The sequence below is a fragment of the Limnohabitans sp. Jir61 genome (assembly GCF_003063545.1).
Lineage (GTDB): Bacteria > Pseudomonadota > Gammaproteobacteria > Burkholderiales > Burkholderiaceae_C > Limnohabitans.
In genome coordinates, this window is sequence record NZ_NESD01000003.1 from 63,865 (window position 1) to 87,186 (window position 23,322).

At 56.2% G+C, this 23,322-nt stretch carries 23 protein-coding genes and 1 riboswitch; of the genes, 8 read left to right on the top strand and 15 right to left on the bottom strand.

Translation table 11 applies throughout. The annotated features are described in order from the left end of the window. Window positions 1-89: 89 nt before the first annotated feature. The 3 genes from lplT to B9Z35_RS10160 are packed head-to-tail and all read left to right on the top strand — an operon-like array spanning window position 90 to window position 2,801. Window positions 90-1,397, top strand: a complete 1,308-nt coding sequence (gene lplT, locus B9Z35_RS10150) for a lysophospholipid transporter LplT (RefSeq protein WP_108283599.1) — start codon at window positions 90-92, stop codon at window positions 1,395-1,397. A 4-nt stretch (window positions 1,398-1,401) separates the two neighbouring features. Further along, the gene (locus tag B9Z35_RS10155; protein WP_108283600.1) at window positions 1,402-2,319 is read left to right on the top strand and encodes a DMT family transporter; all 918 of its coding nucleotides are present in this window, start codon (window positions 1,402-1,404) and stop codon (window positions 2,317-2,319) included. Next, window positions 2,316-2,801: a glutathione peroxidase gene (locus tag B9Z35_RS10160; protein ID WP_108283601.1), complete on the top strand. Its 486-nt coding sequence runs from the start codon at window positions 2,316-2,318 to the stop codon at window positions 2,799-2,801. Before B9Z35_RS10155 ends, B9Z35_RS10160 begins: the two co-directional genes overlap by 4 nt. A 41-nt stretch (window positions 2,802-2,842) precedes the next feature. Here the strand turns inward: B9Z35_RS10160 and glcF are convergent, their stop codons facing one another. The 5 genes from glcF to B9Z35_RS10185 form a co-directional block, all read right to left on the bottom strand. Then, a complete protein-coding gene (glcF, locus tag B9Z35_RS10165; RefSeq protein WP_108283602.1) occupies window positions 2,843-4,087 on the bottom strand; it encodes a glycolate oxidase subunit GlcF in 1,245 nt (414 codons plus the stop codon). Between the two features lie 15 nt (window positions 4,088-4,102). Beyond that, window positions 4,103-5,266 (bottom strand): glycolate oxidase subunit GlcE, encoded by a 1,164-nt coding sequence (gene glcE, locus B9Z35_RS10170; RefSeq protein ID WP_108283811.1) that lies wholly within the window; start codon window positions 5,264-5,266, stop codon window positions 4,103-4,105. Window positions 5,267-5,442: 176 nt separating this feature from the next. After that, entirely contained in the window at window positions 5,443-6,840 is a 1,398-nt protein-coding gene (locus tag B9Z35_RS10175; protein WP_108283603.1) for an ammonium transporter, read from the bottom strand. Between the two features lie 14 nt (window positions 6,841-6,854). Further along, window positions 6,855-7,193 (bottom strand): P-II family nitrogen regulator, encoded by a 339-nt coding sequence (locus tag B9Z35_RS10180; RefSeq protein ID WP_100133666.1) that lies wholly within the window; start codon window positions 7,191-7,193, stop codon window positions 6,855-6,857. 30 nt (window positions 7,194-7,223) lie between these two features. Beyond that, window positions 7,224-8,000, bottom strand: coding sequence for a TorF family putative porin (locus B9Z35_RS10185; protein WP_108283604.1), 777 nt, complete (start codon window positions 7,998-8,000; stop codon window positions 7,224-7,226). A 210-nt stretch (window positions 8,001-8,210) separates the two neighbouring features. Here B9Z35_RS10185 and B9Z35_RS10190 point away from each other — a divergent pair, with 210 nt between their 5' ends. Continuing rightward, window positions 8,211-9,782: a YifB family Mg chelatase-like AAA ATPase gene (locus B9Z35_RS10190; RefSeq protein ID WP_108283605.1), complete on the top strand. Its 1,572-nt coding sequence runs from the start codon at window positions 8,211-8,213 to the stop codon at window positions 9,780-9,782. Here B9Z35_RS10190 and B9Z35_RS10195 read toward each other — a convergent pair. From B9Z35_RS10195 to B9Z35_RS10220, 6 genes are all read right to left on the bottom strand, one after another. Then, window positions 9,776-10,516 carry a DUF2063 domain-containing protein gene (locus tag B9Z35_RS10195; RefSeq protein WP_108283606.1) on the bottom strand — a complete coding sequence of 247 codons (741 nt, stop codon included), beginning with the start codon at window positions 10,514-10,516 and terminating at the stop codon, window positions 9,776-9,778. The two genes, B9Z35_RS10190 and B9Z35_RS10195, sit on opposite strands and share 7 nt — an antisense overlap. Further along, window positions 10,510-11,235: a DUF692 family multinuclear iron-containing protein gene (locus tag B9Z35_RS10200; protein ID WP_108283607.1), complete on the bottom strand. Its 726-nt coding sequence runs from the start codon at window positions 11,233-11,235 to the stop codon at window positions 10,510-10,512. Before B9Z35_RS10200 ends, B9Z35_RS10195 begins: the two co-directional genes overlap by 7 nt. Before the next feature lie 149 nt (window positions 11,236-11,384). Next, the gene (locus tag B9Z35_RS10205) at window positions 11,385-11,900 is read right to left on the bottom strand and encodes a DoxX family protein (RefSeq protein WP_199219807.1); all 516 of its coding nucleotides are present in this window, start codon (window positions 11,898-11,900) and stop codon (window positions 11,385-11,387) included. A gap of 86 nt (window positions 11,901-11,986) precedes the next feature. Further along, on the bottom strand, window positions 11,987-12,658 hold the full coding sequence (locus B9Z35_RS10210; protein WP_199219808.1) for a DUF2063 domain-containing protein: 672 nt from the start codon (window positions 12,656-12,658) through the stop codon (window positions 11,987-11,989). Then, window positions 12,637-13,482 carry a DUF692 domain-containing protein gene (locus B9Z35_RS10215; protein ID WP_108283608.1) on the bottom strand — a complete coding sequence of 282 codons (846 nt, stop codon included), beginning with the start codon at window positions 13,480-13,482 and terminating at the stop codon, window positions 12,637-12,639. The genes B9Z35_RS10210 and B9Z35_RS10215 overlap by 22 nt, the downstream gene beginning before the upstream one ends. A 27-nt stretch (window positions 13,483-13,509) precedes the next feature. Next, complete coding sequence (locus B9Z35_RS10220; protein ID WP_108283609.1) at window positions 13,510-13,755, bottom strand: hypothetical protein; 246 nt, start codon at window positions 13,753-13,755, stop codon at window positions 13,510-13,512. A 142-nt stretch (window positions 13,756-13,897) separates the two neighbouring features. Here B9Z35_RS10220 and B9Z35_RS10225 point away from each other — a divergent pair, with 142 nt between their 5' ends. Together B9Z35_RS10225 and B9Z35_RS10230 are read left to right on the top strand one after the other, a co-directional pair. Further along, on the top strand, window positions 13,898-14,452 hold the full coding sequence (locus B9Z35_RS10225) for a sigma-70 family RNA polymerase sigma factor (protein WP_255416692.1): 555 nt from the start codon (window positions 13,898-13,900) through the stop codon (window positions 14,450-14,452). Further along, the gene (locus B9Z35_RS10230; protein ID WP_108283611.1) at window positions 14,449-15,090 is read left to right on the top strand and encodes an NrsF family protein; all 642 of its coding nucleotides are present in this window, start codon (window positions 14,449-14,451) and stop codon (window positions 15,088-15,090) included. Before B9Z35_RS10225 ends, B9Z35_RS10230 begins: the two co-directional genes overlap by 4 nt. Window positions 15,091-15,145: 55 nt before the next feature. Here the strand turns inward: B9Z35_RS10230 and metH are convergent, their stop codons facing one another. Beyond that, window positions 15,146-17,869 (bottom strand): methionine synthase, encoded by a 2,724-nt coding sequence (metH, locus tag B9Z35_RS10235; RefSeq protein ID WP_370444128.1) that lies wholly within the window; start codon window positions 17,867-17,869, stop codon window positions 15,146-15,148. A 50-nt stretch (window positions 17,870-17,919) separates the two neighbouring features. Next, a riboswitch (S-adenosyl-L-homocysteine riboswitch) is annotated at window positions 17,920-18,014 on the bottom strand. Window positions 18,015-18,072: 58 nt separating this feature from the next. Between metH and B9Z35_RS10240 the strand changes: the two genes are divergently transcribed. Beyond that, complete coding sequence (locus B9Z35_RS10240) at window positions 18,073-18,531, top strand: DUF4377 domain-containing protein (protein WP_108283613.1); 459 nt, start codon at window positions 18,073-18,075, stop codon at window positions 18,529-18,531. Here B9Z35_RS10240 and B9Z35_RS10245 read toward each other — a convergent pair. The 3 genes from B9Z35_RS10245 to B9Z35_RS10255 form a co-directional block, all read right to left on the bottom strand. Next, on the bottom strand, window positions 18,525-18,770 hold the full coding sequence (locus tag B9Z35_RS10245) for a hypothetical protein (RefSeq protein WP_108283614.1): 246 nt from the start codon (window positions 18,768-18,770) through the stop codon (window positions 18,525-18,527). The genes B9Z35_RS10240 and B9Z35_RS10245 overlap by 7 nt on opposite strands. 122 nt (window positions 18,771-18,892) lie before the next feature. Further along, window positions 18,893-20,194 (bottom strand): amidase, encoded by a 1,302-nt coding sequence (locus tag B9Z35_RS10250; protein ID WP_108283615.1) that lies wholly within the window; start codon window positions 20,192-20,194, stop codon window positions 18,893-18,895. A gap of 74 nt (window positions 20,195-20,268) precedes the next feature. Continuing rightward, window positions 20,269-21,312: a homocysteine S-methyltransferase family protein gene (locus B9Z35_RS10255; protein ID WP_108283616.1), complete on the bottom strand. Its 1,044-nt coding sequence runs from the start codon at window positions 21,310-21,312 to the stop codon at window positions 20,269-20,271. A gap of 34 nt (window positions 21,313-21,346) precedes the next feature. Between B9Z35_RS10255 and recQ the strand changes: the two genes are divergently transcribed. Continuing rightward, on the top strand, window positions 21,347-23,284 hold the full coding sequence (gene recQ / locus B9Z35_RS10260; protein WP_108283617.1) for a DNA helicase RecQ: 1,938 nt from the start codon (window positions 21,347-21,349) through the stop codon (window positions 23,282-23,284). Window positions 23,285-23,322: the final 38 nt, after the last annotated feature.

The following is a 23,322-nucleotide window of genomic DNA, read 5'->3' on the forward strand; positions in this document are numbered from 1 at the left end:
TGGCACTCGCGTGATATAACCTCGGGTAGACACAGAAGAAAGAAGAATCAACAGGCCTGCAGCCGTCTGCGTGCCTGCCAAACCTATCCATGAAGCGCGGTTTTTACACCATCATGTCGGCCCAATTTTTCAGTTCGTTGGCCGACAACGCACTGTTTGTGACAGCCGTTGAATTACTGAAAACAGACGGTGCTCCCGAGTGGCAACGCGCCGCTCTGGTGCCTATGTTTGCCCTTTTCTACGTCGTTCTTGCGCCATTTGTTGGCGCGTTTGCTGACTCGCGACCAAAGGGCGAAGTCATGCTCATGAGCAACACCATCAAGGTCGTGGGTTGCTTGATGATGCTGTTTGGTGTGCACCCTTTGCTCGCCTATGCGGTCGTCGGCTTGGGCGCTGCCGCATACTCACCTGCGAAATACGGCATCTTGACCGAGCTGCTGCCCGCGTCACAGCTGGTCAAAGCCAATGGCTGGATTGAAGGCCTGACCATCACCTCCATCATCTTGGGTGTGTTGTTGGGTGGTCAATTGGTGGGGCCAAATTTGTCTAGCTTTTTGTTGTCGTTTGACCTGCCCTTTGTTTCTACCGGCGTGGACACATCCGCCGAAGCTGCCATTTGTTTGCTGATTCCTCTTTACGCCTTGGCTGCGTGGTTCAACAAACGCATTCCCTACACTGGCGCAGCCTTGATTCCAATGCGTCTTGACCCTGAAAAGAGCATGACGCGCAACCTGCTTGCGCTGGTGCCCGATTTTTGGCATTGCAACCAACGCCTTTGGCAAGACAAGTTGGGCCAAATTTCATTGGCCACCACCACCTTGTTTTGGGGCGTGAGCGGAAACCTGCGCTATATCGTGCTCGCTTGGAGCGCGGCCGCTTTGGGCTACACCACCACACAAGCCTCTAGCTTGGTCGGCGTCGTGGCTATTGGCACTGCTGTGGGTGCGGTGGTCGCCTCCTTGAAGATGAAGCTCGATCATGCCACGCGCCTTATGCCTTTAGGCATTGCTATGGGTTGCTTCGTGGTGGCGATGAACTTCATCGACAACCTCTGGGTGGCTGTGCCATTCCTGATTATTTTGGGCGGCTTAGGCGGCTTCTTGGTCGTACCAATGAATGCACTTTTGCAGCACCGTGGCCACAACCTCATGGGTGCAGGTCGCTCCATTGCCGTGCAAAACCTAAACGAACAGCTGTGCATCTTAGGCCTCGGTTTTTTATACACCTTCAGCACGGGCATGGGCATGAGTGCCTTTGGTGCGATCACGGCCTTTGGCGCATTGGTCGGTTATGTGATGTGGCTCATCAAACTTTGGCACGAGCACAACCACTTGCATCATCGTGAAGAACTTGCACGTTTGATGCACATTGCCCGAAACGACGACTTACACGGTTAAGGCCATGAGCCCGCGTCCCGTGCTCGCCGTTTCGGCCTTGGCACTCAACGCTTTGGTTTGGGGATTATCTTGGTGGCCATTGCGCCAACTGGATGGCCTAGGCCTTCACCCCCTTTGGGCCACCGCCTTTGTGTTCACCTTTGCCACGCTCGTACTGAGCTTTATCAGCCCATCTGGCTGGCAATATTTCAAACAACACCCTCAGCTTTGGTGGCTCATGGCCGCCTCAGGATTTACCAACATCGGTTTTAACTGGGCCGTGACAACGGGTGATGTGGTGCGTGTAGTCTTGCTGTTTTATCTCATGCCCACATGGTCGCTCTTGCTGGCTTGGTGGTTGCTGGGGGAAAGACCGACGCGCGGTGCCTTAGCACGCTTAGGGTTGGCATTGCTGGGCGTCATTCTGGTTTTGAAAACACCAGAGTCATCGTGGCCACTTCCGCAAGATTTGCCCGATGTACTGGCACTCCTAGCCGGCTTTTGTTTTGCATTGACCAACATTTGGCTGCTGCGTTTGCAGCACGCACCTGAGTCAGCACGCATGGTCGCCATGTTTGGTGGCGGCGCATTCATGGCCGTTACTTGTGCAGCATTAGCGACCTGCACTGGCATCATTCCGGCAATAGTTGCAATCACGGTTGACGGTGCCAACGCCTCTCAGCTGTTGGCATGGTTGCCGTGGGTGCTGGGTCTAAGTGCTGCATTTTTGATCTCAAACTTTGCCCTGCAATATGGCGCCGCACGTTTGAGCGCACACGCCACCGCGATGGTGATGATGTCGGAGGTGGTGTTTGCCAGCGTGTCCTCCGTGGCATTAGGGGCATCCACGTTGTCATGGCGTATTGGCCTGGGTGGGGGCATGATTGTGTTGGCCGCACTTTTAGCCTCACAAGCGCAGACAACGAAAGACACCACACCATGACCACACTCAACGACTTCACAGCCAAACGCATTGACGGCACCCCCATCTCATTCGCCGACCTCCAAGGCAAGGCGCTGCTGATCGTGAACACCGCCAGTGCGTGCGGATTCACACCGCAGTTTGAAGGATTAGAAACACTACACAAAACCTACGCCGACAAAGGCTTAGCCGTCATCGGTTTTCCGTGTAACCAGTTTGGCGCGCAAGACTCAGGAACCAACGAAGAGATTGGCGCGTTTTGCCAACGCAACTACGGCGTAAGCTTTGCGATGATGGAAAAAGTAGATGTGAATGGCGACGCTGCGCACCCAATCTTCAAGTGGCTCAAAGCAGAGGAGCCAGGCCTGTTAGGCAGCGAAGCCATCAAATGGAATTTCACCAAATTCTTAGTGGGCAAAGACGGACACGTGCTCAAGCGTTATGCGTCGATGGATGCGCCAGCGAAATTGGCGAAAGACATTGAGGCCGCCCTCGCCGCCTAATCCGTAAAGTAGGCCAAACTAGGTTTGCTTGCTTCGTGGGTTTAGTTCAACGCGGCGTCCAGCACTTCCACCCAATGCTTCACCGGCACATCCGTGCCACTTTGCAAATGGGTGATGCAACCCACGTTGGCACTCAGGATGGCTTTGGGTTTGAGCGCATCCAAGTTGCCCAGCTTGCGGTCACGCAGGGTGTAGCTGATGTCTGGATTGAGCACGCTGTACGTACCGGCAGAGCCGCAACACAGGTGTGATTCGTTGTTGGCAACCTGAATCGAGAAGCCCAAAGCCGCCATGTGTTGCTCAACACCACCTTTGAGCTTTTGGCCGTGTTGCAAGGTGCAAGGTGGGTGATAGGCCTGAGCGCCTGCTGCTGCAACCGCCGCTGCATTGAGTTTGGGTTTAAGCACGGGCACCAAGTCTGGCAGCAACTCGCTCAAGTCTTGAGTCAGGTCGCTGATGCGTTTGGCTTTTGCTGCGTAAGCAGCATCGTGTTGCAGCACATGGCCGTAGTCTTTCACCATCACGCCACAGCCTGAGGCGTTCATCACAATCGCTTCCACACCTTGCTCGACAAACGGCCACCAGGCGTCGATGTTGGCGCGAATTTGCACCATGCTGCCGTCTTGGTCGTTCAAGTGGAATTTCACCGCGCCACAGCACCCCGCCTTCGGCGCGACGATGGTTTGAATACCTGCCGCGTCCAGCACGCGCGCGGTGGCGGTGTTGATGTTGGGCAACATCGCGGGCTGCACACAGCCTGCAAGCATGAGCACTTTGCGAGCGTGTTGCGCCTTGGGCCACACCACGCCGTTGCGCTCTGCCGTTTGTGGCGCGGGCACTTTGGCCTTGAGGTGCGCGGGCAAGATGCCTCGCACAGCTTGGCCCAGCTTCATAGCGGGCGCAAACGCAGCAGAGGTCAAGCCTTCTTTCAAAGCCCAACGCATCAGGCGCTCACCCAAGGGGCGCTGAACTTGCGCGTCCACCACTTTGCGGCCTACGTCCACCAAGTGGCCGTATTGCACGCCACTGGGGCAAGTGCTTTCGCAGTTGCGGCACGTGAGGCAGCGGTCTAAATGCTGCTGCGTAGCGCGAGTAGGCGTTGCACCTTCAAACACTTGTTTCATTAAATAGATACGCCCGCGAGGTCCGTCTAGCTCGTCGCCCAACAGTTGATAGGTAGGGCACGTTGCTGTACAAAAACCGCAGTGCACGCACTTGCGCAAGATGGCTTCGGCTTGTTCGCCTTCAGGCGTGCCGAGGTATTGGGGGGCCAGGTTGGTTTGCATGTGAGGCTCTCAGTTTTAAGCGCGACCGGGGTTGAAGATGCCCGCTGAATCAAACTGTTTTTTGAGTTCGTTTTGAATGCGCTGTTGCACGGCGTTGAGAGGCGTGTAAACGCCCGCTTGCTTGTCCACATCGCCCAAAGTTTGTTGACTGGCAGCACTGGTGCGAAACAAAGTGGCGTGGCCGCCGACCTTCACTGCGGCTTCGCGTACAAGTGATGCAGCAGAGGCAGGCGCCCATAGCCAGCGTTGCGCGCCATGCCATTCGACGTATTGCGGACATGCCGCGCCGTTCACGCGCACATCCAACACAGGCGCAGTTTGCGGAACGCTCAATCGCCACAAACAATCTAGTTCAGTGGGTGCTTGGAAAAACTCCAAGGTTTGTTCGCCACTGGCTTTCCAGTCGTCAGACGCATCGTCTGCACTCATACGCGTCACCTCAGCACCCAAGGCCTGAACATCGGTAGTCATCTTGACCACGGCTGCGTCCACCGCTGCTACTGCACCTCGCAAGCGTATAAAAAAGAAATCTTGCGCGGGCGTTGCGCTGGTGTCATGCACCCATGCGCTAGCGTTCAAAGGCAACGGCTGGCCGCCCCATTGGTTAATCAACTTCAATGCTTGCGCTTGCGTCACACCCGCGCACACCAAGGTGGCTTCGCCTGGGGCGACTGGCAACACTTTTAATGACACTTCGGTGATCAGACCCAACTGGCCCCAGCTACCCGCAAGCAAACGCGACACGTCGTAGCCCGCCACGTTCTTCATCACTTGGCCACCAAAGGTGAGGTGCTCGCCTTTGCCGTTGATCACGCGAGCGCCCAACACAAAGTCACGCACCGTGCCCACGCTGGCTCGCGCAGGACCGCTTAAGCCCGCTGCCACCATGCCACCAATCGTGGCACCTTTGCCAAAGTGTGGCGGCTCAAATGCAAAGCATTGGCCTTTTTGCGCCAAGGCGGCTTCGACCTCGGCAAGTGGTGTGCCGCATCGCACTGTGATGACCAGCTCACTCGGTTCGTAGCTCAAGATGCCGCTGTAGGGAGTGGTGTCCAACACCTCGCCTTGCAGCGATTGACCTAAAAAGTCTTTGGTCCCGCCGCCTCGAAAGCGCAAAGGCTGGCCCGTCTTGGAAGCTTGAAGAATGCGGTCGGTGATGTGTTGCAGGGTGTCTTGCATGGGCATCATGGTAGCCGTTAGGGCTGGCACTGACTTTGAATTTTTTGCACAGCCCCGTCAAAATCGTTTACGGATGGCACACAGGAGACAAGTCGTTCACACAAAACGAGTGCCCATAAAAAAGCCCGCCGTGAGGCGGGCTGTAAAGTCCAAGGAAAACTTGAAGTTCTTGAAAATTAACGGTGGTAGGCCGTTTCGCCGTGTGAGCTGATGTCGAGGCCTTCGCGCTCTTCTTCTTCCGTCACACGCAGACCCAACACGATGTCAACCAGTTTGTAGGCAATGAATGAAACCACTGCAGACCAAACGATGGTGGTACCAATCGCAGTTGCTTGGATGATCACTTGATCCACGATGGAGTAGTCAGGGTTCACAGCGTTGGTCACGTAGTCGAACACGCCTGTACCGCCGAGTGAAGGAGCAGCAAACACGCCAGTCAACAGAGCACCCACGATACCGCAGACACCGTGCACACCGAACACGTCGAGTGAGTCGTCAGCGCCCAAGAGGCGTTTCAAACCATTCACACCCCACAGGCCCAAGAAGCCGCCAGCCACGCCGATGGCGATGGCACCCATAGGGCCCACAAAACCGCAAGCTGGGGTGATCGCCACCAATCCAGCCACTGCACCAGAGGCAGCGCCCAACATAGAAGCTTTGCCTTTGGCCAATGCTTCACCAGCAATCCAAGCCAGAGTCGCAGCAGCAGTTGCCACCAAAGTGTTCACGAAAGCGAGAGCAGCGACACCGTTGGCTTCGAGGTTAGAGCCGGCGTTGAAACCGAACCAACCCACCCACAAGAGAGAGGCACCGACCATGGTCAATGTCAAGCTGTGAGGAGCCATCGACTCTTTGCCGTAACCAACGCGCTTGCCAATCACATAAGCACCAACCAAACCAGCCACCGCTGCGTTGATGTGCACCACAGTACCGCCAGCGAAGTCCAACGCACCCTTAGCCCACAACCAGCCAGCAGCGGCAGTCACAGTTTCCAAAGAAGCAGCGTCAGTGATCGCATCTGGGCCGTCCCAATACCAAACCATGTGTGCAACAGGCAGGTAGCTGAATGTGAACCACAACACGCAGAACAACAACACAGCAGAGAACTTGGCGCGCTCAGCGAATGAACCCACGATCAAGGTGCAAGTGATGGCAGCGAAAGTAGCTTGGAAAGCAGCGAAGGTGAACTCAGGAATCACAACACCCTTGCTAAACGTGGCAGCAATAGAGTCAGGCGTGATGCCTTTGAAGAACAACTTGTCGAAGCCACCAAAGAATGGTGAGCCGCCGCTGAATGCCACCGTGTAGCCATAGATGACCCACAACACGTAGATGGCTGAGCTGACCACGAAGACTTGCATCAACACAGACAACATGTTCTTGCTGCGAACCAAACCGCCGTAGAACAAAGCCAAACCTGGGATGGTCATCAAGATGACCAACACCGTCGAAATCGTCATAAAGGCTGTATCGCCTTTGTTAGGCACAGGCACAACTGCATCGGCTGCCATCGCGACAGCGCCGCAGAGCAATAGGCCCAAGCCTAGAGTGAGAGAACTTAGAAATTTTTTCATGATGGTCTTCTTTCTTAAAGCGCTTCTGGACCGGTCTCGCCGGTACGGATGCGGACGACTTGTTCGAGGTCGTAAACAAAAATCTTGCCGTCGCCGATTTTTCCAGTGCGTGCTGCACCTTCGATGGCTTCGATCGCGCGGTCGACGTGTTCAGCGTCAACCGCGGCTTCGATCTTGACCTTTGGCAAGAAGTCAACCACGTACTCAGCACCGCGATACAACTCGGTGTGGCCTTTCTGACGGCCGAAGCCTTTGACTTCAGTAACAGTGATGCCTTGCACGCCAATTTGGGAGAGGGCCTCGCGGACCTCATCCAACTTGAACGGCTTGATGATGGCGGTGATGAGTTTCATGGTTGCTCCTAGAGAAGACAGTGCGTTGGTTTAGAACGCGTACTTGACGCCAACAACCACAGTATTTTTGGCTGTGTTGTAGCCGTTTGTTGTGAGGTTAATGTTGTTTTTGCCGGTTGTAGCAATTGCTGCAACGCTAGCTGACAAACCATCGCCGAGATCTTTACCCAATGTCAGCGCGTAATCTGTGTAGCTGTAGCCAGAGTTGTTTGCGACAGTTTGACGACCTGCGTGTGGTGCCAAGGTATAGCCTTCGCCCAAATCAAAGTTGGCTGTCAAATCAAAATAGCCGCTGTGCTTAGAACCACCATTTGCGTGCTGGCCAAAGATATCCGACAGTGTGTAAGAGTATTTAGCGGTCAACACACCATAGGTAGCAGCGCCATAAACTTCATCAGTGTTTGCATTTGAATAGTCTGCACCGATCTTGTTGTATGTGTTGCCAACATATTGGTAACGCAGGTAACCAACGTCATAAGCCAAGCCAGCGGCTTCAAATTTGTAGCCACCGTACAAATCGAGTTCAACTGGGCCTTTTGCATCGATACTGTTTGCAGTGCCTGTTTCTTTAATCCACTTGATGGTCGAACCCCAAGCGCCAGCATAGAAGCCATTGGCATTTGCGTAGTCAACGCCGCCTTGCAAAGCTGCGTCGCCCTTAGTTTGAGCGAGACCGCGGTAACGGTATTGGCTCACAACACCAACGTTGTAAGTGACTTCTGGCGTTTCAGCAGCAGGCGCTGTTTGCGCAAAAGCGGCAGAAGATGTGGCCAAGAGAGCCAGCAAAAGTTTGGACTTGAGGTTCATAGTTTTCTCCGTTGAAAAATAAAGAGGGATACACCTACTTAGCAGGGTCCGTGCCAGCGTTGAAATCCACAAAAGTGCCATCTTCACTAGAACCAAGACCCAAAGTGATGCAGTAGTCTGACTACTCAGCTATTTTCGTGCACATTTCTGGTGCATTACTTTGTCTTACAAGCACCGCCTTGGGGATAAAGCCTCAAAAAGAGAACTTTCATGACGCTTTCATTAATCCACAGCCGCGCGCTTTTAGGGTTAGCTGCACCAGCAGTAACTGTTGAGGTGCACTTAGCCAATGGTCTGCCTAGTTTCACCTTGGTTGGCTTGGCAGATACCGAGGTGAAAGAAGCCCGTGAACGCGTGCGCTGCGCCATCCAAAACGCGGGGCTCGACTTCCCTACCAATAAAAGGATCACCGTCAACTTGGCCCCCGCGGACCTGCCCAAAGACTCAGGCCGGTTTGATTTACCCATTGCCTTGGGTATCTTGGCGGCGAACGGCCAACTTGATGAATCCGCTTTGGCACTGCATGAGTTTGCAGGTGAGCTGTCGCTGTCGGGCGAGTTGCGTCCGGTGCGTGGTGCGCTGGCCATGGGGCTGGCTTTGCGCGGTGCAGGTGTGCGCACACGTTTGGTGTTGCCGCCGATTAGCGCAGAAGAAGCTGCCTTGGTACCAACAGCAGAGGTGTATCGCGCCCAGCACTTGAGTGATGTAGTGGCGCACTTTGCCAAACCAGAGGTGAAAGGCTTGGTGGCCAAACGCGAAGAAGGCACCACGCAACACTTGCACACCACCGACGGTTGGTGCCGCATTGAAGCATCAACCTTGCCCGCAACAAGTACTAAGCACGGTCCTGATTTGGCCGATGTCAAATGCCAGGCCGGTCCACGTCGCGCCCTAGAGATTGCAGCAGCGGGTGGGCACTCTCTTCTATTAGTAGGTCCACCAGGCACTGGCAAGTCCATGTTGGCCCAACGCTTCGCGGCTTTGCTGCCCGACATGACATTGGATGAAGCGTTAGAGAGTGCGGCGATTGCCAGCCTCGCAGGCCGGTTTGAGTTGAACCAATGGATGCAGCGGGCTACGCGAAGCCCACACCACACTGCCACCTCTGTCGCCTTAGTTGGTGGCGGCACACCGCCGCGTCCAGGTGAAATATCGCTGGCACACAACGGTGTGCTGTTCTTAGATGAATTGGCAGAAGTCAAGCGCAGCGCCTTGGAAGCTTTGCGTGAACCTTTAGAGAATGGCCACATCACCATCTCACGCGCGGCCACGCAGGCCAAGTTTCCGGCGCGCTTTCAACTGATCGCAGCCATGAACCCTTGCCCCTGTGGCTATTTAGGCTCATCCATCAAAGCCTGTCGGTGCACGCCTGATCAAGTGGCACGCTACCAAGGCAAGCTCAGCGGTCCCTTGCTAGACCGAATTGATTTGCAAGTGGAAGTGCCCACGTTGGCAGCGGATGTGTTGATGCAAAGCGTGCCCGGTGAATCCACCTCTACGGTGCGCACACGCTGTTTGGCCGCACACGCCAAAGCACTGGCACGACAAGGCGCACCCAACCAAGGCTTGCAAGGTCAAGCACTAGAAGCGCACATGCACCTCGATGCCGCAGCAGCTACGTTTCTACAAAACGCGGCGACCAAATTAGGTTGGTCTAGCCGCAGTACACACCGTGCGTTGCGGGTGGCTCGCACCATCGCAGACCTGGCTGACAGCGCCACTGTGCAAGTGGCACACGTGGCCGAAGCGCTGCAATACCGACGCGTGCTGGTCAATCACTGAAGGCGTGTGCCCAACACCACGCCTTCGCGTTGCAGCTGAGCCATCACCTGTGCGCCTTCGCGCACAAAGACTTCGGGTTCGGGGTGTGACAGCCACATGGCCAAGACCATGAACGCTTGCTCACCCGTTTGGCCTTCGCGGAGCAGGTCAATCAACTGGCCACGAAACACGCTGCTTTCCAGCACATGCAGTTCGTCTTGCGGATCACGTAGCATCGTGACATACGTGCTTTGCATGTCGTCGGGCTTGTGATCGGTGTCGATGCCGTGCACGGGCCACTCGTAGGCAGCCTCCACATGTGTCGGGTTCAACACCACCGCGTGGTGCATGGTGTCACCGGATGCATCGAATGTGGGCCATACCACCGGCGTGGTGCTGACCGCACTTTGCAGCCATTCGAAATGGGCCAAATCTTGTAACCAAGCGGGCAAGTGATGCATCTCTGCGCTGGCGCACACATGCGTTACAAACGCACGCTGAACCGCAGTGGCCCATGGCTCATGGCACGGCGCGTCTTTGAGAAACAAGCGCACGGTCAGGCCCCATATGTCGTCGCCCAGCAAAGCATGAGTGACGGGAAACGCGGGTGCCAAGATGTCGCACAAGTGGTCGACCATCTCTTGCGAACAAGCGCTGGCATCGGTCGCGTTCACGCCGTCAGGCAAAGGTACGCTCAAAGGGTCACGCAAGTGGCGAGCGAGTGCAAATTGGGTTTGGCGGAAATCGTTCAGCATGTCAGTGCCTCCACATTCAGTTGTTTCACATCGTCTACGCAGCGCGCCACACGGCGGTGCGTGCGCGCCAACACTTCGCCCAACAAAGGGTACTCATGGCCCACGCGCACGTAGTCGATGCTGGCCAATGGCAGCGCTTGCAAAAATGCGTGGGGATCAAACCCAAAACGTAAACCATTGGCGGCCAGCGCATGCAAATCCAAATGCATGCTGCAACCAGATTTATCGACCACAGCGCTGATGAACTGCGCCTCATTCATTTCTATTTGTGGCGGGGCCATGCGGTGAGCCACGTTGCGAATGCCAATGCGCAAACCCAAAGCGTCTTGCACCTGTGCAATGCGGTCCACCGTCCAAGCCACCGCTGCGCGTGTGCTGGGAATGGGCAAGTTGATGAACAGGGGCGCATCGTCGGCACTCCAAGCCAGGGCTTCTGAAAACACTTGAACGTCGTGCTCGGCAATGAAGGCTCGCAAATCGCGCAACACTTCTTTGTCAAGCTGACTGGGCCCACCGAGAGACAAGCTCTGGCTCAGGCACACACTGGGGTAATGCTGGGTGAGTTGTTTCAAATCAGCCCCCACGCTACCACCCAGACCTATCCAGTCGGGCGGGGTGAGTTCTAAAAACTGCAAGTTATTGGGCGCCCCGTTTTTCAACGGCGCTAACAACGCGGGGCGCAAAGCCAAGCCCGCGCCTTGAAGGATGTGATGTTTCATAGATGCCTGTTTAAGAATCGGCCAACCCTTGGCCTCAGCGTCTACTTCGTCACACCCACCCAGAACCTGAGCAAACGAATATGCAAATATTTATCTTTGTAATTACGGCCCGTAACTCTCTAAAAAAACGCGGGTAAAACTCTAAAAACTCAGCCCATTTGACGGCGCAGCATATGGTCCAGCGACAAACGCCCTGGCCCCATCCACAGCAGGGTCCACAACATGCCCATCAGCACCACGGGGTACTTGAAATTACCAAAGCCTTTGTCGGTAAACACATAGCCTTGTGCCAACTCGCCCCATGTGCGCCAAGCCTCTGGCCAATGCACGCTGGCAATGGCCACCACACTCAGCACCAGCAAAGACACAGAGAAAAAGCGCGTGCCAAGCCCGACGACCAAAGCGATGCCACCAACCAATTCAAACCAAGTGGCCATTTGCCAACTGATGTTTGGGGGCACGAGGTTAAAGGGAAATGGAAACTGATCTTGTATGTCTGCAAACCAGTTTTCGCCGTTGAATTTTTCTAAACCGGATTCAAAGAAGTCCCAGCCCAAAATCAAGCGCAGGCTGAGTAGGCCTACCCATAAGCCCAAAGCGTCGAACGTTCCTAGGTATTGGTTGAGGCGTGTTTTCATACACACGTGATGGATGTTGTGGCTCATGGCTGTGTTCCCAAAATAATGTCTTGTTCTTGTAGTTGCTTGAGCAAAGTGGCACCAAATGCCACCAGCAGCTCGGGCTTCGGGTGTTACATTTGTTCGGCGATGAGCTGCATCACTTGTGTGCCGGTCATGGGCTGCGCGTCTAGCAACGCCAGCACATGTGCGGCAGCGGCATTCACTTCGGTGAATTGCACCGCATCGTCTGCATCGCGGTACACCACCAAATGTGTATCAACCGGTTTGCGTGGTTTGTGTTTCTCACCAATGCGATGTACGGCCCAGTCGTAGTGCAAGTCCATGCGTGCGGGATTGAGCACCACGATTTCTGCCATCAGGTCGCCTTGTGCGTTGGCTGCTGGGCGCGTCACGTCCATCACATCTACCGCCAGCTCAGCCCATTCGTAATGCGCCAGGTCAGGTAGCCAACGTGGCAAAGGTTGCTTGGGTTGGCCCTCTTGCAAATAGCGCACAAACTCGCGTGGAATGTCTCGAAACCATGGTGTGTGCAAAGGCCAATCACGGTAAAAAGTACGGCACAAACGTCGCCATGCGGTGTCACCCAGCAACTTGCGGCTCAGCGGCATGCAGGTGTCGATGAAGCCGCACACGTTGTTGAACAGCATCTCGTTGTACACCGCCATGCGCCGTGCGGGCACGCCTGCGGGACGCATGGTGTGATGCGGGTCGCGCAAGTGGCGCGCCATGTCTTGCTGGAAACTTCTGCGCAAAGTCGTCATCACGCCACCTTCTTCATGCATGGCGCTTGCGCCTGCAAGTGTGCAATTTGCATGACTTCGGCCGTCAGTTCGCTCAAGCTGGGCAAATTGAAATCACGTTCTAAGCAGGTGGGCACATCGCCGCCCATGCGCTCGTACGCCGCCAGCAACAAATGCCACACGGGGTCAACCACCTCTGCGCCATGTGTGTCGATCAGCAGGCCATCAGGCTCTACATAGTGGCCGGCCACATGCACATAGCACGTGCGCTCAAGCGGCAAGGTATTGAGATAGTCCAGGGCGTCAAAGCCAAAGTTTTGGCTGTTGACGTAAATATTGTTCACATCCAAATGCAGCAGGCAATCTGCCTCTTTCACCACTGCCGCCACAAATTCGGCTTCGCTCATTTCCGCGCCGGGTGGGGCAATGTAGGTGGATGCGTTTTCAATGCCTATGCGCATTTCCAAAATGTCTTGCGCTTGCTTGATGCGCTTGGCTGTCCACATCACCGCATCTTGTGTGCATGGGATAGGCAGCAAGTCGTACAGGTGCGATTCATCAGAACACCATGACAAATGCTCGGTGAAGAGCTGCATGCCATGAGCCTTCATGAAGGCTTTGGTTTTGTGCAGCAGTTGTGTGTCCAACGGCGCAGGCCCACCCAAAGAGAGGGACAAGCCGTGGCACACAAACGGGTAACGCTCGGTGAAGTGACGCAAATCTTTGGCCGATCGGCCTCCCAAGCCAGCCCAGTTTTCGGGCGCAACTTCAAAGAAGTCGATGGCCGATGGCACGCTCTGCTTGAGCGGCTGAATCAACTCGCGTCTGAAACCTAGGCCAGCACCAGAAGGCATTCGATGAGACATGGCGTCACTCCATACGAAAGATGTTGATTACTTCTTAGCGCCGCAAGAAGCATCTTTCTTTTTATCGCCGCCGCATGAAGCTTCTTTTTTCTTGTCAGCGCCGCACTTGGCTTCGCCGCATTTGCCGTCTTTTTGCTTCATGTCGGCTTGAGCCAATTGGTAGCCACTGTCGAGCTTGCTGGTCTCAAATGGGTTGGCTGCGATAGCGGGGCTGATGGAGGCAAGAGCAAATGCAGAGCCCAAAGCCAAAGAGAGAAGTTGTTGCTTTTTCATGATGAAAGTCCTTTGAAGGGTGAGTTGATAATCGTGACCAGCGGTCTAGGATTAATTCGCCGCCGCCTTCAAATTGGTTACAAACATTTAAATAAATTTTTCTTTGTAACTTTTCATCGCCCTGCGACGAACTCATGTGACCGTGGATTTACAAACCTTAGAAACCTCACTGCACGCCACATGGATGCAAGCGTTAGCAGGCCACGCGCCTAGCTATGCAAAAGCGCTGTCAGCCATCAGCGGGCACTTGCGCGCTTTCTTGAAACGCCGTTTGTATTCACGCCCACAAGACGTGGAGGACCTCGTGCAAGAGACCTTGTTGGCTATTCATCAAAAGCGTCACACCTACCAAAGCGATCAACCGCTGACGGCGTGGGTGTATGCGATTGCGCGCTACAAGTTGATTGACCACTTGCGCGCTCATTCGCGCCGTGAAAGCAAGCACGACGACATCGACGATTGGGCAGAACAGTTGTGGGCTAACGATGACGCACAAGCAAGCGATGCGCAGCGCGATGTGCACCAGCTGTTGTCTGAACTGCCCGACAAACAACGCCTGCCTATCGAGCACACCAAGCTGCAAGGCTTGTCGATTGCTGAGTCTGCTCAACTCACGGGACAGAGCGAAGCCGCTGTCAAAGTCAACATCCACCGCGGGCTCAAAGCCTTGGCCCAAAAGTTTGGAGTCACACCATGAAAACCAACGATCTCATTGCCATGCTCGCGACTGAAGCTAGCGCCACACCAACTGCCTCGCCCTTGCGCCGCTGCGCACAAGCCACTGCTGCTGGCGCAGCCATTAGCTTGGCACTGGTGCTGACACTGTGGGGCTTGAACCCCGAGCTGAATGCCCTCGCCCACACGCAAGCGTTTTGGGTGAAGGTGGTGTGGCTGGTGCTCACCTGCACATTCGCCGCGCCTGTGGTGATGCACTTAGCTCGACCAGGCGTTGCCGCTGGCCGAGGCGTGTGGGGCATCGCTGCCGCGCTTGCGGGCATGGCCCTGCTGGCCTTGATGCAAGTCGCAACTGTGGACGCGGACACGGGTATGCAGCTGATGCTTGGCCATTCGTGGCAAGAGTGCAGCGCCAGCATTGCGGCGCTGTCTGTGCCGTTGTTGGCGGCTTTGCTCTGGATGCTGCGCGACATGGCACCCACACGCCCCGCACTGGCGGGTGCAAGCGCGGGCTTGATGGCGGGCACTTTGGCGAGTTTGGTTTATTCACTGCACTGCACCGAAACAGCCTATGCGTTTGTGGCGGTTTGGTATGTGGCAGGCATCGCCGTGATGGCTGGTATTGGCGCTTTGATGGGCTTACGCTTATTGCGTTGGTAAAGCGCTCACCGCTCACAAACAAAAAAGGCTCCGTATCAACGGAGCCTTTTTGCTTTTACAGGTTAGGCGCTAGCAAACGCTCTAAGTCTTTCACCGCCACACCTTGGCGTTGCGCCAAGTCGTGTACTTGGTCTTCGCCAATGCGGCCCACGTTGAAGTAGGTGGCCTCGGGGTGCGCCAAGTAAAAACCGCTCACGCTGGCTGCGGGTGTCATGGCCAAGCTACTGGTCAGGCCCATGTCGATGTCTTCGCACTGCAACAAGGCAAACATGTCTTGCTTCGCGCTATGGTCGGGGCACGCAGGGTAGCCAGGCGCGGGGCGAATGCCTTGGTATTTTTCTTTGATGAGGTCTTCGTTGCTCAGCGCTTCGTCTGCGGAATAGCCCCACAAGTCGGTGCGCACGCGATGGTGCATGCACTCGGCAAAGGCTTCAGCCAAACGGTCAGCCAACGCTTTGAACAAAATGGCTGAGTAGTCGTCATGCGCCTCGATGAAACGTTTTTCTTGTTTCTCCGCGCCTAAGCCTGCGGTCACGGCAAATAGACCCACATAGTCAGCTGCTTGGGTTTGGTCAGCCACGAAATCGGCCAAGCAACGGTTGGGATTGTTGTTTGGCTTCACCGTCTGTTGGCGCAAGCCGCGCCACGTCATCACCTGTTGCTGGCGGGTTTCGTCGGCATACAAAACAATGTCGTCGCCCACACGCTGCGCTGGGTACAAGCCCACCACCGCGTTGGCAGTGAGCCAGCGGTTGGCGATGATTTTTTTCAACATCGCTTGGCCGTCGGCGTACACCTTTTTGGCTTCCACGCCCACAACGGCGTCATCAAGGATGGCGGGGAATGGGCCAGCCAAATCCCAAGTCTGGAAGAACGGCGCCCAGTCGATGTACTTTTCAAGCTCGGCGAGGTCGAAGTTTTTGAACACACGGCGGCCAATGAACTTTGGCTTGGCAGGTTTGTAGTTGTCAAAGCTCACAGGCGTTGCATTGGCACGCGCTTGGGCCAGCGTGACCAAGGGTGTTTGCTTTTTGTTGGCGTGCTGCTCGCGCACATTGGCGTAGTCGGCGTTCAGCTCGGCAATGTATTTGGCGGCTTGGTCTGACAACAAACCTTGCGCCACGCTCACGCTGCGCGAGGCATCGGGCACGTACACCACGGGGCCGCTGTAATTCGGGGCAATCTTCACAGCGGTGTGGACGCGACTGCAAGTGGCGCCACCAATCAGCAATGGCATTTGACGGTCACGGAAATACGGGTCTTTTTCCATCTCGCTGGCCACGTATTGCATTTCTTCCAGCGACGGGGTGATGAGGCCCGACAAGCCAATGATGTCTGCGTTTTCTTCTTTGGCCTTGGCCAAAATTTCATGGCAAGGCACCATCACGCCCATGTTCACCACTTCGTAGTTGTTGCACTGCAAGACCACGGTGACGATGTTTTTGCCAATGTCGTGCACGTCTCCCTTGACCGTGGCGATGACCATCTTGCCTTTGGCTTTGACGTCTTCTCCGGCGGCTTCTTGCGCCAGTTTTTCAGCTTCGATGTAGGGCAGCAAATGCGCCACGGCTTGCTTCATTACGCGGGCGCTTTTGACCACTTGCGGCAAGAACATCTTGCCTTGGCCAAACAAGTCACCCACCACGTTCATGCCGTCCATCAACGGGCCTTCAATGACGTGCAACGGGCGGCCCGCCTTGGCCAAAATTTCGCGGTAGGCCTCTTCGGTGTCGTCGTTGATGAAGTCGGTGATGCCGTGCACAAGCGAATGGCTTAAGCGCTGCGCCACGCTAACTGGCGCATCAGGGGTGCCGCGCCATGCCAGCTTTTGACTGTCATCTTTGGCTGCGCCTTTGGCAGTTTCGGCTACTTCAATCAGGCGCTCGCCTGGAGTCAGGTGCGCTTCGCCTTCTTTGTATTGGGGCACACGATTCAGCACCACATCTTCTACGCGCTCGCGCAGAACGGGCTCGAGGTCGTCATACACGCCCACCATGCCCGCGTTGACGATGCCCATGTCCATGCCTGCTTTGATGGCGTGGTACAGAAACACGGTGTGAATCGCTTCGCGCACAGGGTCGTTGCCGCGAAATGAAAAGCTCACGTTCGACACGCCGCCGCTCACCTTTGCGCCGGGCAGGTTTTGCTTGATCCAACGCGTGGCTTCGATGAAATCCACCGCGTAGTTGTCGTGTTCTTCAATGCCGGTTGCAATGGCGAAGATGTTGGGGTCAAAGATGATGTCTTCAGGTGGAAAGCCCACTTCGTCCACCAACACGCGGTAAGCGCGTTCGCAAATTTCAATCTTGCGTGCGTAGGTGTCAGCTTGACCTTTTTCGTCAAACGCCATCACCACCGCAGCTGCGCCGTAACGCTTGACCAAGGTGGCTTGGCGCTTGAACTCGTCCAAGCCTTCTTTCATGCTGATCGAGTTGACGATGCCTTTGCCTTGAATGCAACGCAAGCCCGCTTCGATGACCGACCACTTCGATGAGTCCACCATCACAGGCACGCGCGCAATGTCGGGCTCGCCCGCCATCAGGTTGAGGAAACGCACCATGGCGGCTTGGCTGTCCAACATGGCTTCGTCCATGTTGACGTCGATCACCTGCGCACCGTTTTCCACTTGCTGACGCGCCACGGCCAACGCTTGCTCGTACTCGCCGTTCAAAATCATGCGCGCAAAGGCTTTGGAGCCGGTCACGTTGGTGCGCTCGCCGACGTTGACGAACAAACTGCCCTCGCCAATAGACACCGGCTCAAGGCCAGACAGCTTCATGGGGGCAACTGCAGTGGAATTCATGGGGGTACTCACCTGGGGGCTATCAATACAGGTGAGCGTCGTTGCAAAAGATTCGGCCCCAAGCCTGACTTCACGCGCGAGTCCTTAAAGGACGGGTGAAGCTGCAACGCTCCTTGGGGAAGCCATTATTTTAACCGCTGCGTTTTCCGAGCTTGGGTTCATCACCGAAAATACAAACCATGCGAAAAAATCTACTGGCTATTTCAATTTTTTGTTTTGCGGCAGGCGCTCAAGCCGGCATCTGCACCCGCGAATACGCCCCGGTCTGCGGCCAACTGCCGCAACAGACCCAAACGTTTTCAAACCGCTGCATGATGAAAGATGCAGGAGCTGCTTGGCTGTCTGATGGTGAATGCCCTTCAAGCCGAGTCAACGCAAAAGCCAAGGACATCACACTCACCGTCGCGGGTCACGATGAGGCGTGCGTTGCTGCTGCGCCTATGCGCTGCTTGCAAGTGAAAGAGAAAAAAGGACAGAAGTGGCTTAACTTTTACAGCCCAATTGAGGGCTTCACCTTTACGCCGGGGGTCGAGTTCGTGTTGTTGGTGCGTTCCACACCTATTACGAATCCCCCCATGGATTCATCCGACACGCGGTATGAACTGGTGCGAGTTTTGTCGCGCAAACCTGCTCAGTGAGTTTTGAACTTACCGTGCGCGCGATACCCGTTTTTAAAATCATCCCACTCTAAAACGGGTGCATGAGCGCTTAAAAATTCACGCAAGAGCTGGCTGGATTGACGTTTGGTCAATTCCAATTTTTCTGAAATCAAGGAACGGTTCACATGGCCGTGTTCTTTGTAAATGGCCATAACGGCGTCTACTCGGCTTTTCAGATGGCGGCCAGCGGGGGTTTCGATAAAAGCTTGATTTGGCATAACGTAACAAATTTCTTAATTACGTTAATTTTGATGATTCGAACATGCCTTGTAAATCCTCCGATTGGCGTATGCGGGCATCTTTTAACTCACATTTTTTGTAAGTTAAAAACAAACTCTCCTCACTTCTGCAACATGTCCAAACTGGCATGCAAAGCATGCGCGGCCGTCAAAGTAAACCCATCTGCCCCTACCGGACCCACCACCTGCAAGCCCACAGGCATGCCATTCGGCGCAAAGCCAGCAGGAATGTTGACGGTGGGCGTGTGTAACACCGTCCAAATGCGGCAAAACACAGGGTCGCCCGTGTTGTCTAGTCCTAACGGCGCAGCACCAGGCGCACTGGGCGCAAGCAGTACGTCGACGTCTTGAAACACCTCGGCCAACTGCGCACGGCATCGCGCCACCATCGCTTGGGCTTGGTCGTATTGCTCAATCGTCACAGCCAAACCTGCCTGCGCGATGCCCTGCAAGCGGGGGCTGAGTTGCGCCCAATGGTTCAAACGCTCGTATGCAAAACACTGCGCTTGCTCCGCCAATTGAATGAAGGTTTGCGCTTGCGCCAACTGTTGGTAATCCACGGGCAACTGCACGTCTCGCAGCACCATGCCTGCATTGGCCCGAATGGCATGAGCCGCGTTTTGCATAGCGGCATGCGTTTCGGGCAATGCCTGCGCCCACTCGTAGGTGTGGCACATGCCCACATGCAAAGGGCGAGACACATGGTCAGCCAAGGGGCACACCAGCCATGACGTGCGGCCACTTAATGCGGCCGCAAACAAAGCCGCATCGGGCACATTGCGGGCAATGGTGCCCACGGTGTCCAAGGTGTCAGACAAAGGCTTGACGCCCGCGCGGTTGATACCGCCAAAGCTTGGTTTGAAGCCCACCACACCACAATAAGCCGCAGGGCGCATGAGCGAGCCTGCGGTTTGCGTGCCCAGCGCCAGCGGCACCATGCCGTCGGCCACCGCAGCGGCCGAGCCTGAGGACGAACCACCTGGCGTGTACGCTAGGTTGTGTGGGTTACGCGTTTGGTTGGGCTGAAACGTGGCGAATTCGGTGGTCACGGTTTTGCCCAACACCACAGCGCCTGCCTCTCGCGCAAAGGCCACGCAGGTGGCGTCATTCGCGGGTTGATGGCCGGCGTAAATGGGCGAGCCATAAGCCGTAGGCATGTCGGCGGTGGCAATGAGGTCTTTCACGGCGATGGGCAAGCCATGCAGCAAGCCTTGATGCGCGCCTTGGTCCAAAGCTTTGGCCCTGGCTAGGGCAGCCTCACGCGCCACATGGGTCCAAGCTTGCACTTGCGTCTCGCGGGCGTCGATGCGTTCTAGGCAATCGCGGACCAAATCTTCGGCACGCAAACTGCGTTGGGCCAGTTGGTGGGCGGCCTCGCAGGCGCTCAAGGGAAGCTTTGACATGGGGTGAGTCTCCGGTTCAACGCAAACAAAACCCCATTCTGTTACGGCTGGCGTTCAGCCGCAGTCACGTGCGTTTACGCCGCTTCGCGGTAAAAAGGCCCCGCGCTCAGCGCACGCGCTTTTTGATCTGCCACCGCGTTGCCAATGGCCGCGATGTGCTCGGGCGTGGTGCCGCAACAGCCACCTACGATGTTGACCAAACCTTCGGCTGCAAACTCGTGGAGCAAGCGGCTGGTCACATCTGGCGTTTCGTCAAAGCCGGTGTCGCTCATGGGGTTCGGCAAGCCAGCGTTGGGGTAGCAGCTGATGAAGGTGTCGCCCGCGACCTTGTTGAGTTCTTGGATGTAAGGGCGCATCAGCGTCGCACCCAAGGCGCAGTTCAGACCAATGGCCAGCGGCTGCGAGTGGCGCACACTGTGCCAGAACGCAGTCACGGTTTGGCCGCTCAAGATGCGGCCCGAAGCGTCAGTCACCGTGCCGCTGATGATGATGGGCAGGCGCTCGCCCGAGGCTTCAAAGAATTCTTCAATCGCAAACAACGCGGCTTTGGCGTTGAGGGTGTCAAAGATTGTTTCGACCAACAACACGTCTGATCCGCCTTCAACCAACGCTTTCACTTGGTCGTAATAAGCGGCACGCAGTTCTTCGAAGTTCACATTGCGTGCGCCCGCGTCGTTCACATCGGGGCTGATGCTGGCGGTTTTGGGTGTGGGGCCTACTGCGCCCGCCACAAATCGGGGTTTGTCGGGCGTGCTGTATTTGTCGCAGGCTTCGCGGGCGATGCGGGCTGAGGCCAAGTTCATCTCGTAGGCCAAGTCGGCCATGTCGTAATCGGCCTGCGCGATGGTGGTCGCGCCAAAGGTGTTGGTCTCGATCAAGTCAGCGCCAGCGGCCAAGTAACGCTCGTGGATGTCGCGAATCACGTCGGGGCGTGTGAGGCTGAGCAACTCGTTGTTGCCTTTCACATCTTTATGAAAGTCTTTGAAGCGCTCGCCACGATATTGCTCTTCGTTCAGCTTGAAGCGCTGAATCATGGTGCCCATCGCGCCATCAAGGATGGCGATGCGTTTGGCCAAGATGGCGGGTAATTCTTTTGCGCGTGTGTAGGCTTGAGTCATCCCTCTATTGTAAGAAGGGCGACAATACCGCCCCATGCCGCACGTTTTGCCCCACGCCTCCAACACCACAGACACACCCGTGGCCGATGCGAATCCGCAAAACATCTTGCGCGAAGTCTTTGGCTACAACGCCTTTCGCGGCCCACAAGAAGCCATCGTCAACCACGTGTGCAACGGCGGCGATGCGCTGGTGCTCATGCCCACGGGCGGCGGCAAATCGCTCTGCTACCAAATTCCGGCCATTGCCCGCCAACGGGCTGGGCGCGGCATCACCATCGTGGTGTCGCCGCTCATTGCGCTCATGCACGACCAAGTGGGTGCGCTGCACGAGGCGGGTGTTGAGGCTGCGTTTTTAAACTCCAGCCTGAGTGGCGAAGAAGCCAATGCGGTGGAGCAACGCCTGCGCCGTGGCGATATCACCCTGCTGTACGCCGCGCCCGAGCGCATCACCACTCCGCGCTTTTTGGCGCAGCTGGACATGCTGCATGAGCAAGGCCAGCTCAGCCTGTTTGCCATTGACGAAGCGCATTGCGTGAGCCAATGGGGCCACGACTTCCGCCCCGAATACCGCGCTTTGACGGTATTGCACGAGCGCTACGCGGGCGTGCCGCGCATGGCGCTGACTGCCACTGCCGATGCGCTGACACGTGCCGACATCGTGGAGCGCTTGCAGCTCGAAGACGCGCAACAGTTCGTCAGCAGCTTTGACCGCCCGAACATCCGCTACACCATCGTCGAGAAAAAAGACGCCTCGCTGCAACTGCTGCGCTTCATCCAGCGCGAGCACACAGGCCCAGACTGGCAAGACAGCGGCATCGTCTATTGCCAATCTCGCAAGCGCGTGGAAGAGGTGGCCAAGAACTTGTGCGACGCCGGCATTGCTGCACTGCCGTATCACGCGGGCTTAGACAGCGCCATTCGTCAAAAGCACCAGAACCGTTTTTTGCGTGAAGAGGGTTTGGTGATGGTTGCAACCATCGCATTTGGCATGGGCATCGACAAACCCGATGTGCGCTTTGTGGCGCACTTGGACATGCCCAAAAACATCGAAGGCTATTACCAAGAAACCGGCCGTGGCGGCCGCGACGCCCAAGCCGCGCACGCGTGGATGGCCTATGGCCTGAACGACGTGGTGAACCAGCGCCGCATGATTGACGAAAGCCCAGCAGGCGAAGAGTTCAAACAAGTCATGCGCGGCAAGCTCGATGCACTGTTGGCTTTGGCCGAGGCGACCGATTGCCGACGGGTGCGGTTGCTGGGGTATTTCGACGAGACCTACAAATCTGCCGAAGACGGGCAGGTAAGACTCACTTGTGGCAACTGCGACAACTGTTTGAACCCACCCGAAATTTGGGACGGCACAGAAGCCGCCCGCATGCTGCTGTCCACCATCTACCGCGTGAAGCAGCAAAGCGGCATGTCGTTTGGCGCGGGCCACATGATGGACATCTTGCGGGGCAAGACCACCGAAAAGGTGAGCCAATACGGCCACGACAAGCTCAGCACCTTTGGTATTGGCGCGCACTTCACCGAGGTGCAACTGCGCGGCGTGTTGCGCCAGCTCATCGCGCTGGGCGCGTTGGGCGTGGACGCCCAAGCCTTCAACACCTTGTATTTGACCGAGGCCTCACGTGCAGTGCTCAAAGGCGAAGTCACGGTGCGTCTGCGCGCCTCGGTTTCCACACCTGCCGACCGAAAAGGCAAACGTTTGGCCAGCGGCGCCGCCAAACCTGCGCCCATAGCGCTGGACGACGCAGGCCAACAACGCTACGACGCACTCAAAGCTTGGCGTGCCGAAGTGGCGCGTTCGCACAACTTGCCCGCTTACGTCATCTTCCATGACGCCACGTTGGCCGCCATTGCGCAGGCCGAGCCGCAAGACCTCGAAGCCCTGCAAGGCATCGCGGGCATTGGCGCTAAAAAGCTCGAAGCCTATGGCGGCGAGGTGCTTCGCGTTGTAACTTCTGCCTAGGCCTTACCCTAGAAATTACATAAATCAGCCTCAAAAGT

Excerpts from the sequence above, each read along its gene's own strand:
- metH (WP_370444128.1), bottom strand. The coding sequence starts at position 17,869 with ATGAAGCTGTCTGGCCTTGAGCCGGTGTCTATTGGCGAGGGCAGTTTG.
- B9Z35_RS10220 (WP_108283609.1), bottom strand. The coding sequence starts at position 13,755 with ATGAAAAAGCAACAACTTCTCTCTTTGGCTTTGGGCTCTGCATTTGCT.
- B9Z35_RS10200 (WP_108283607.1), bottom strand. The coding sequence starts at position 11,235 with ATGAAACATCACATCCTTCAAGGCGCGGGCTTGGCTTTGCGCCCCGCG.
- B9Z35_RS10250 (WP_108283615.1), bottom strand. The coding sequence starts at position 20,194 with ATGTCAAAGCTTCCCTTGAGCGCCTGCGAGGCCGCCCACCAACTGGCC.
- B9Z35_RS10245 (WP_108283614.1), bottom strand. The coding sequence starts at position 18,770 with ATGCCAAATCAAGCTTTTATCGAAACCCCCGCTGGCCGCCATCTGAAA.
- glcF (WP_108283602.1), bottom strand. The coding sequence starts at position 4,087 with ATGCAAACCAACCTGGCCCCCCAATACCTCGGCACGCCTGAAGGCGAA.
- B9Z35_RS10160 (WP_108283601.1), top strand. The coding sequence starts at position 2,316 with ATGACCACACTCAACGACTTCACAGCCAAACGCATTGACGGCACCCCC.
- B9Z35_RS10215 (WP_108283608.1), bottom strand. The coding sequence starts at position 13,482 with ATGTCTCATCGAATGCCTTCTGGTGCTGGCCTAGGTTTCAGACGCGAG.
- lplT (WP_108283599.1), top strand. The coding sequence starts at position 90 with ATGAAGCGCGGTTTTTACACCATCATGTCGGCCCAATTTTTCAGTTCG.
- B9Z35_RS10195 (WP_108283606.1), bottom strand. The coding sequence starts at position 10,516 with ATGCTGAACGATTTCCGCCAAACCCAATTTGCACTCGCTCGCCACTTG.
- B9Z35_RS10185 (WP_108283604.1), bottom strand. The coding sequence starts at position 8,000 with ATGAACCTCAAGTCCAAACTTTTGCTGGCTCTCTTGGCCACATCTTCT.
- B9Z35_RS10205 (WP_199219807.1), bottom strand. The coding sequence starts at position 11,900 with ATGAGCCACAACATCCATCACGTGTGTATGAAAACACGCCTCAACCAA.
- B9Z35_RS10230 (WP_108283611.1), top strand. The coding sequence starts at position 14,449 with ATGAAAACCAACGATCTCATTGCCATGCTCGCGACTGAAGCTAGCGCC.
- glcE (WP_108283811.1), bottom strand. The coding sequence starts at position 5,266 with ATGCAAGACACCCTGCAACACATCACCGACCGCATTCTTCAAGCTTCC.
- B9Z35_RS10190 (WP_108283605.1), top strand. The coding sequence starts at position 8,211 with ATGACGCTTTCATTAATCCACAGCCGCGCGCTTTTAGGGTTAGCTGCA.
- B9Z35_RS10240 (WP_108283613.1), top strand. The coding sequence starts at position 18,073 with ATGCGAAAAAATCTACTGGCTATTTCAATTTTTTGTTTTGCGGCAGGC.
- B9Z35_RS10180 (WP_100133666.1), bottom strand. The coding sequence starts at position 7,193 with ATGAAACTCATCACCGCCATCATCAAGCCGTTCAAGTTGGATGAGGTC.
- recQ (WP_108283617.1), top strand. The coding sequence starts at position 21,347 with ATGCCGCACGTTTTGCCCCACGCCTCCAACACCACAGACACACCCGTG.
- B9Z35_RS10255 (WP_108283616.1), bottom strand. The coding sequence starts at position 21,312 with ATGACTCAAGCCTACACACGCGCAAAAGAATTACCCGCCATCTTGGCC.
- B9Z35_RS10175 (WP_108283603.1), bottom strand. The coding sequence starts at position 6,840 with ATGAAAAAATTTCTAAGTTCTCTCACTCTAGGCTTGGGCCTATTGCTC.
- B9Z35_RS10155 (WP_108283600.1), top strand. The coding sequence starts at position 1,402 with ATGAGCCCGCGTCCCGTGCTCGCCGTTTCGGCCTTGGCACTCAACGCT.
- B9Z35_RS10210 (WP_199219808.1), bottom strand. The coding sequence starts at position 12,658 with ATGCATGAAGAAGGTGGCGTGATGACGACTTTGCGCAGAAGTTTCCAG.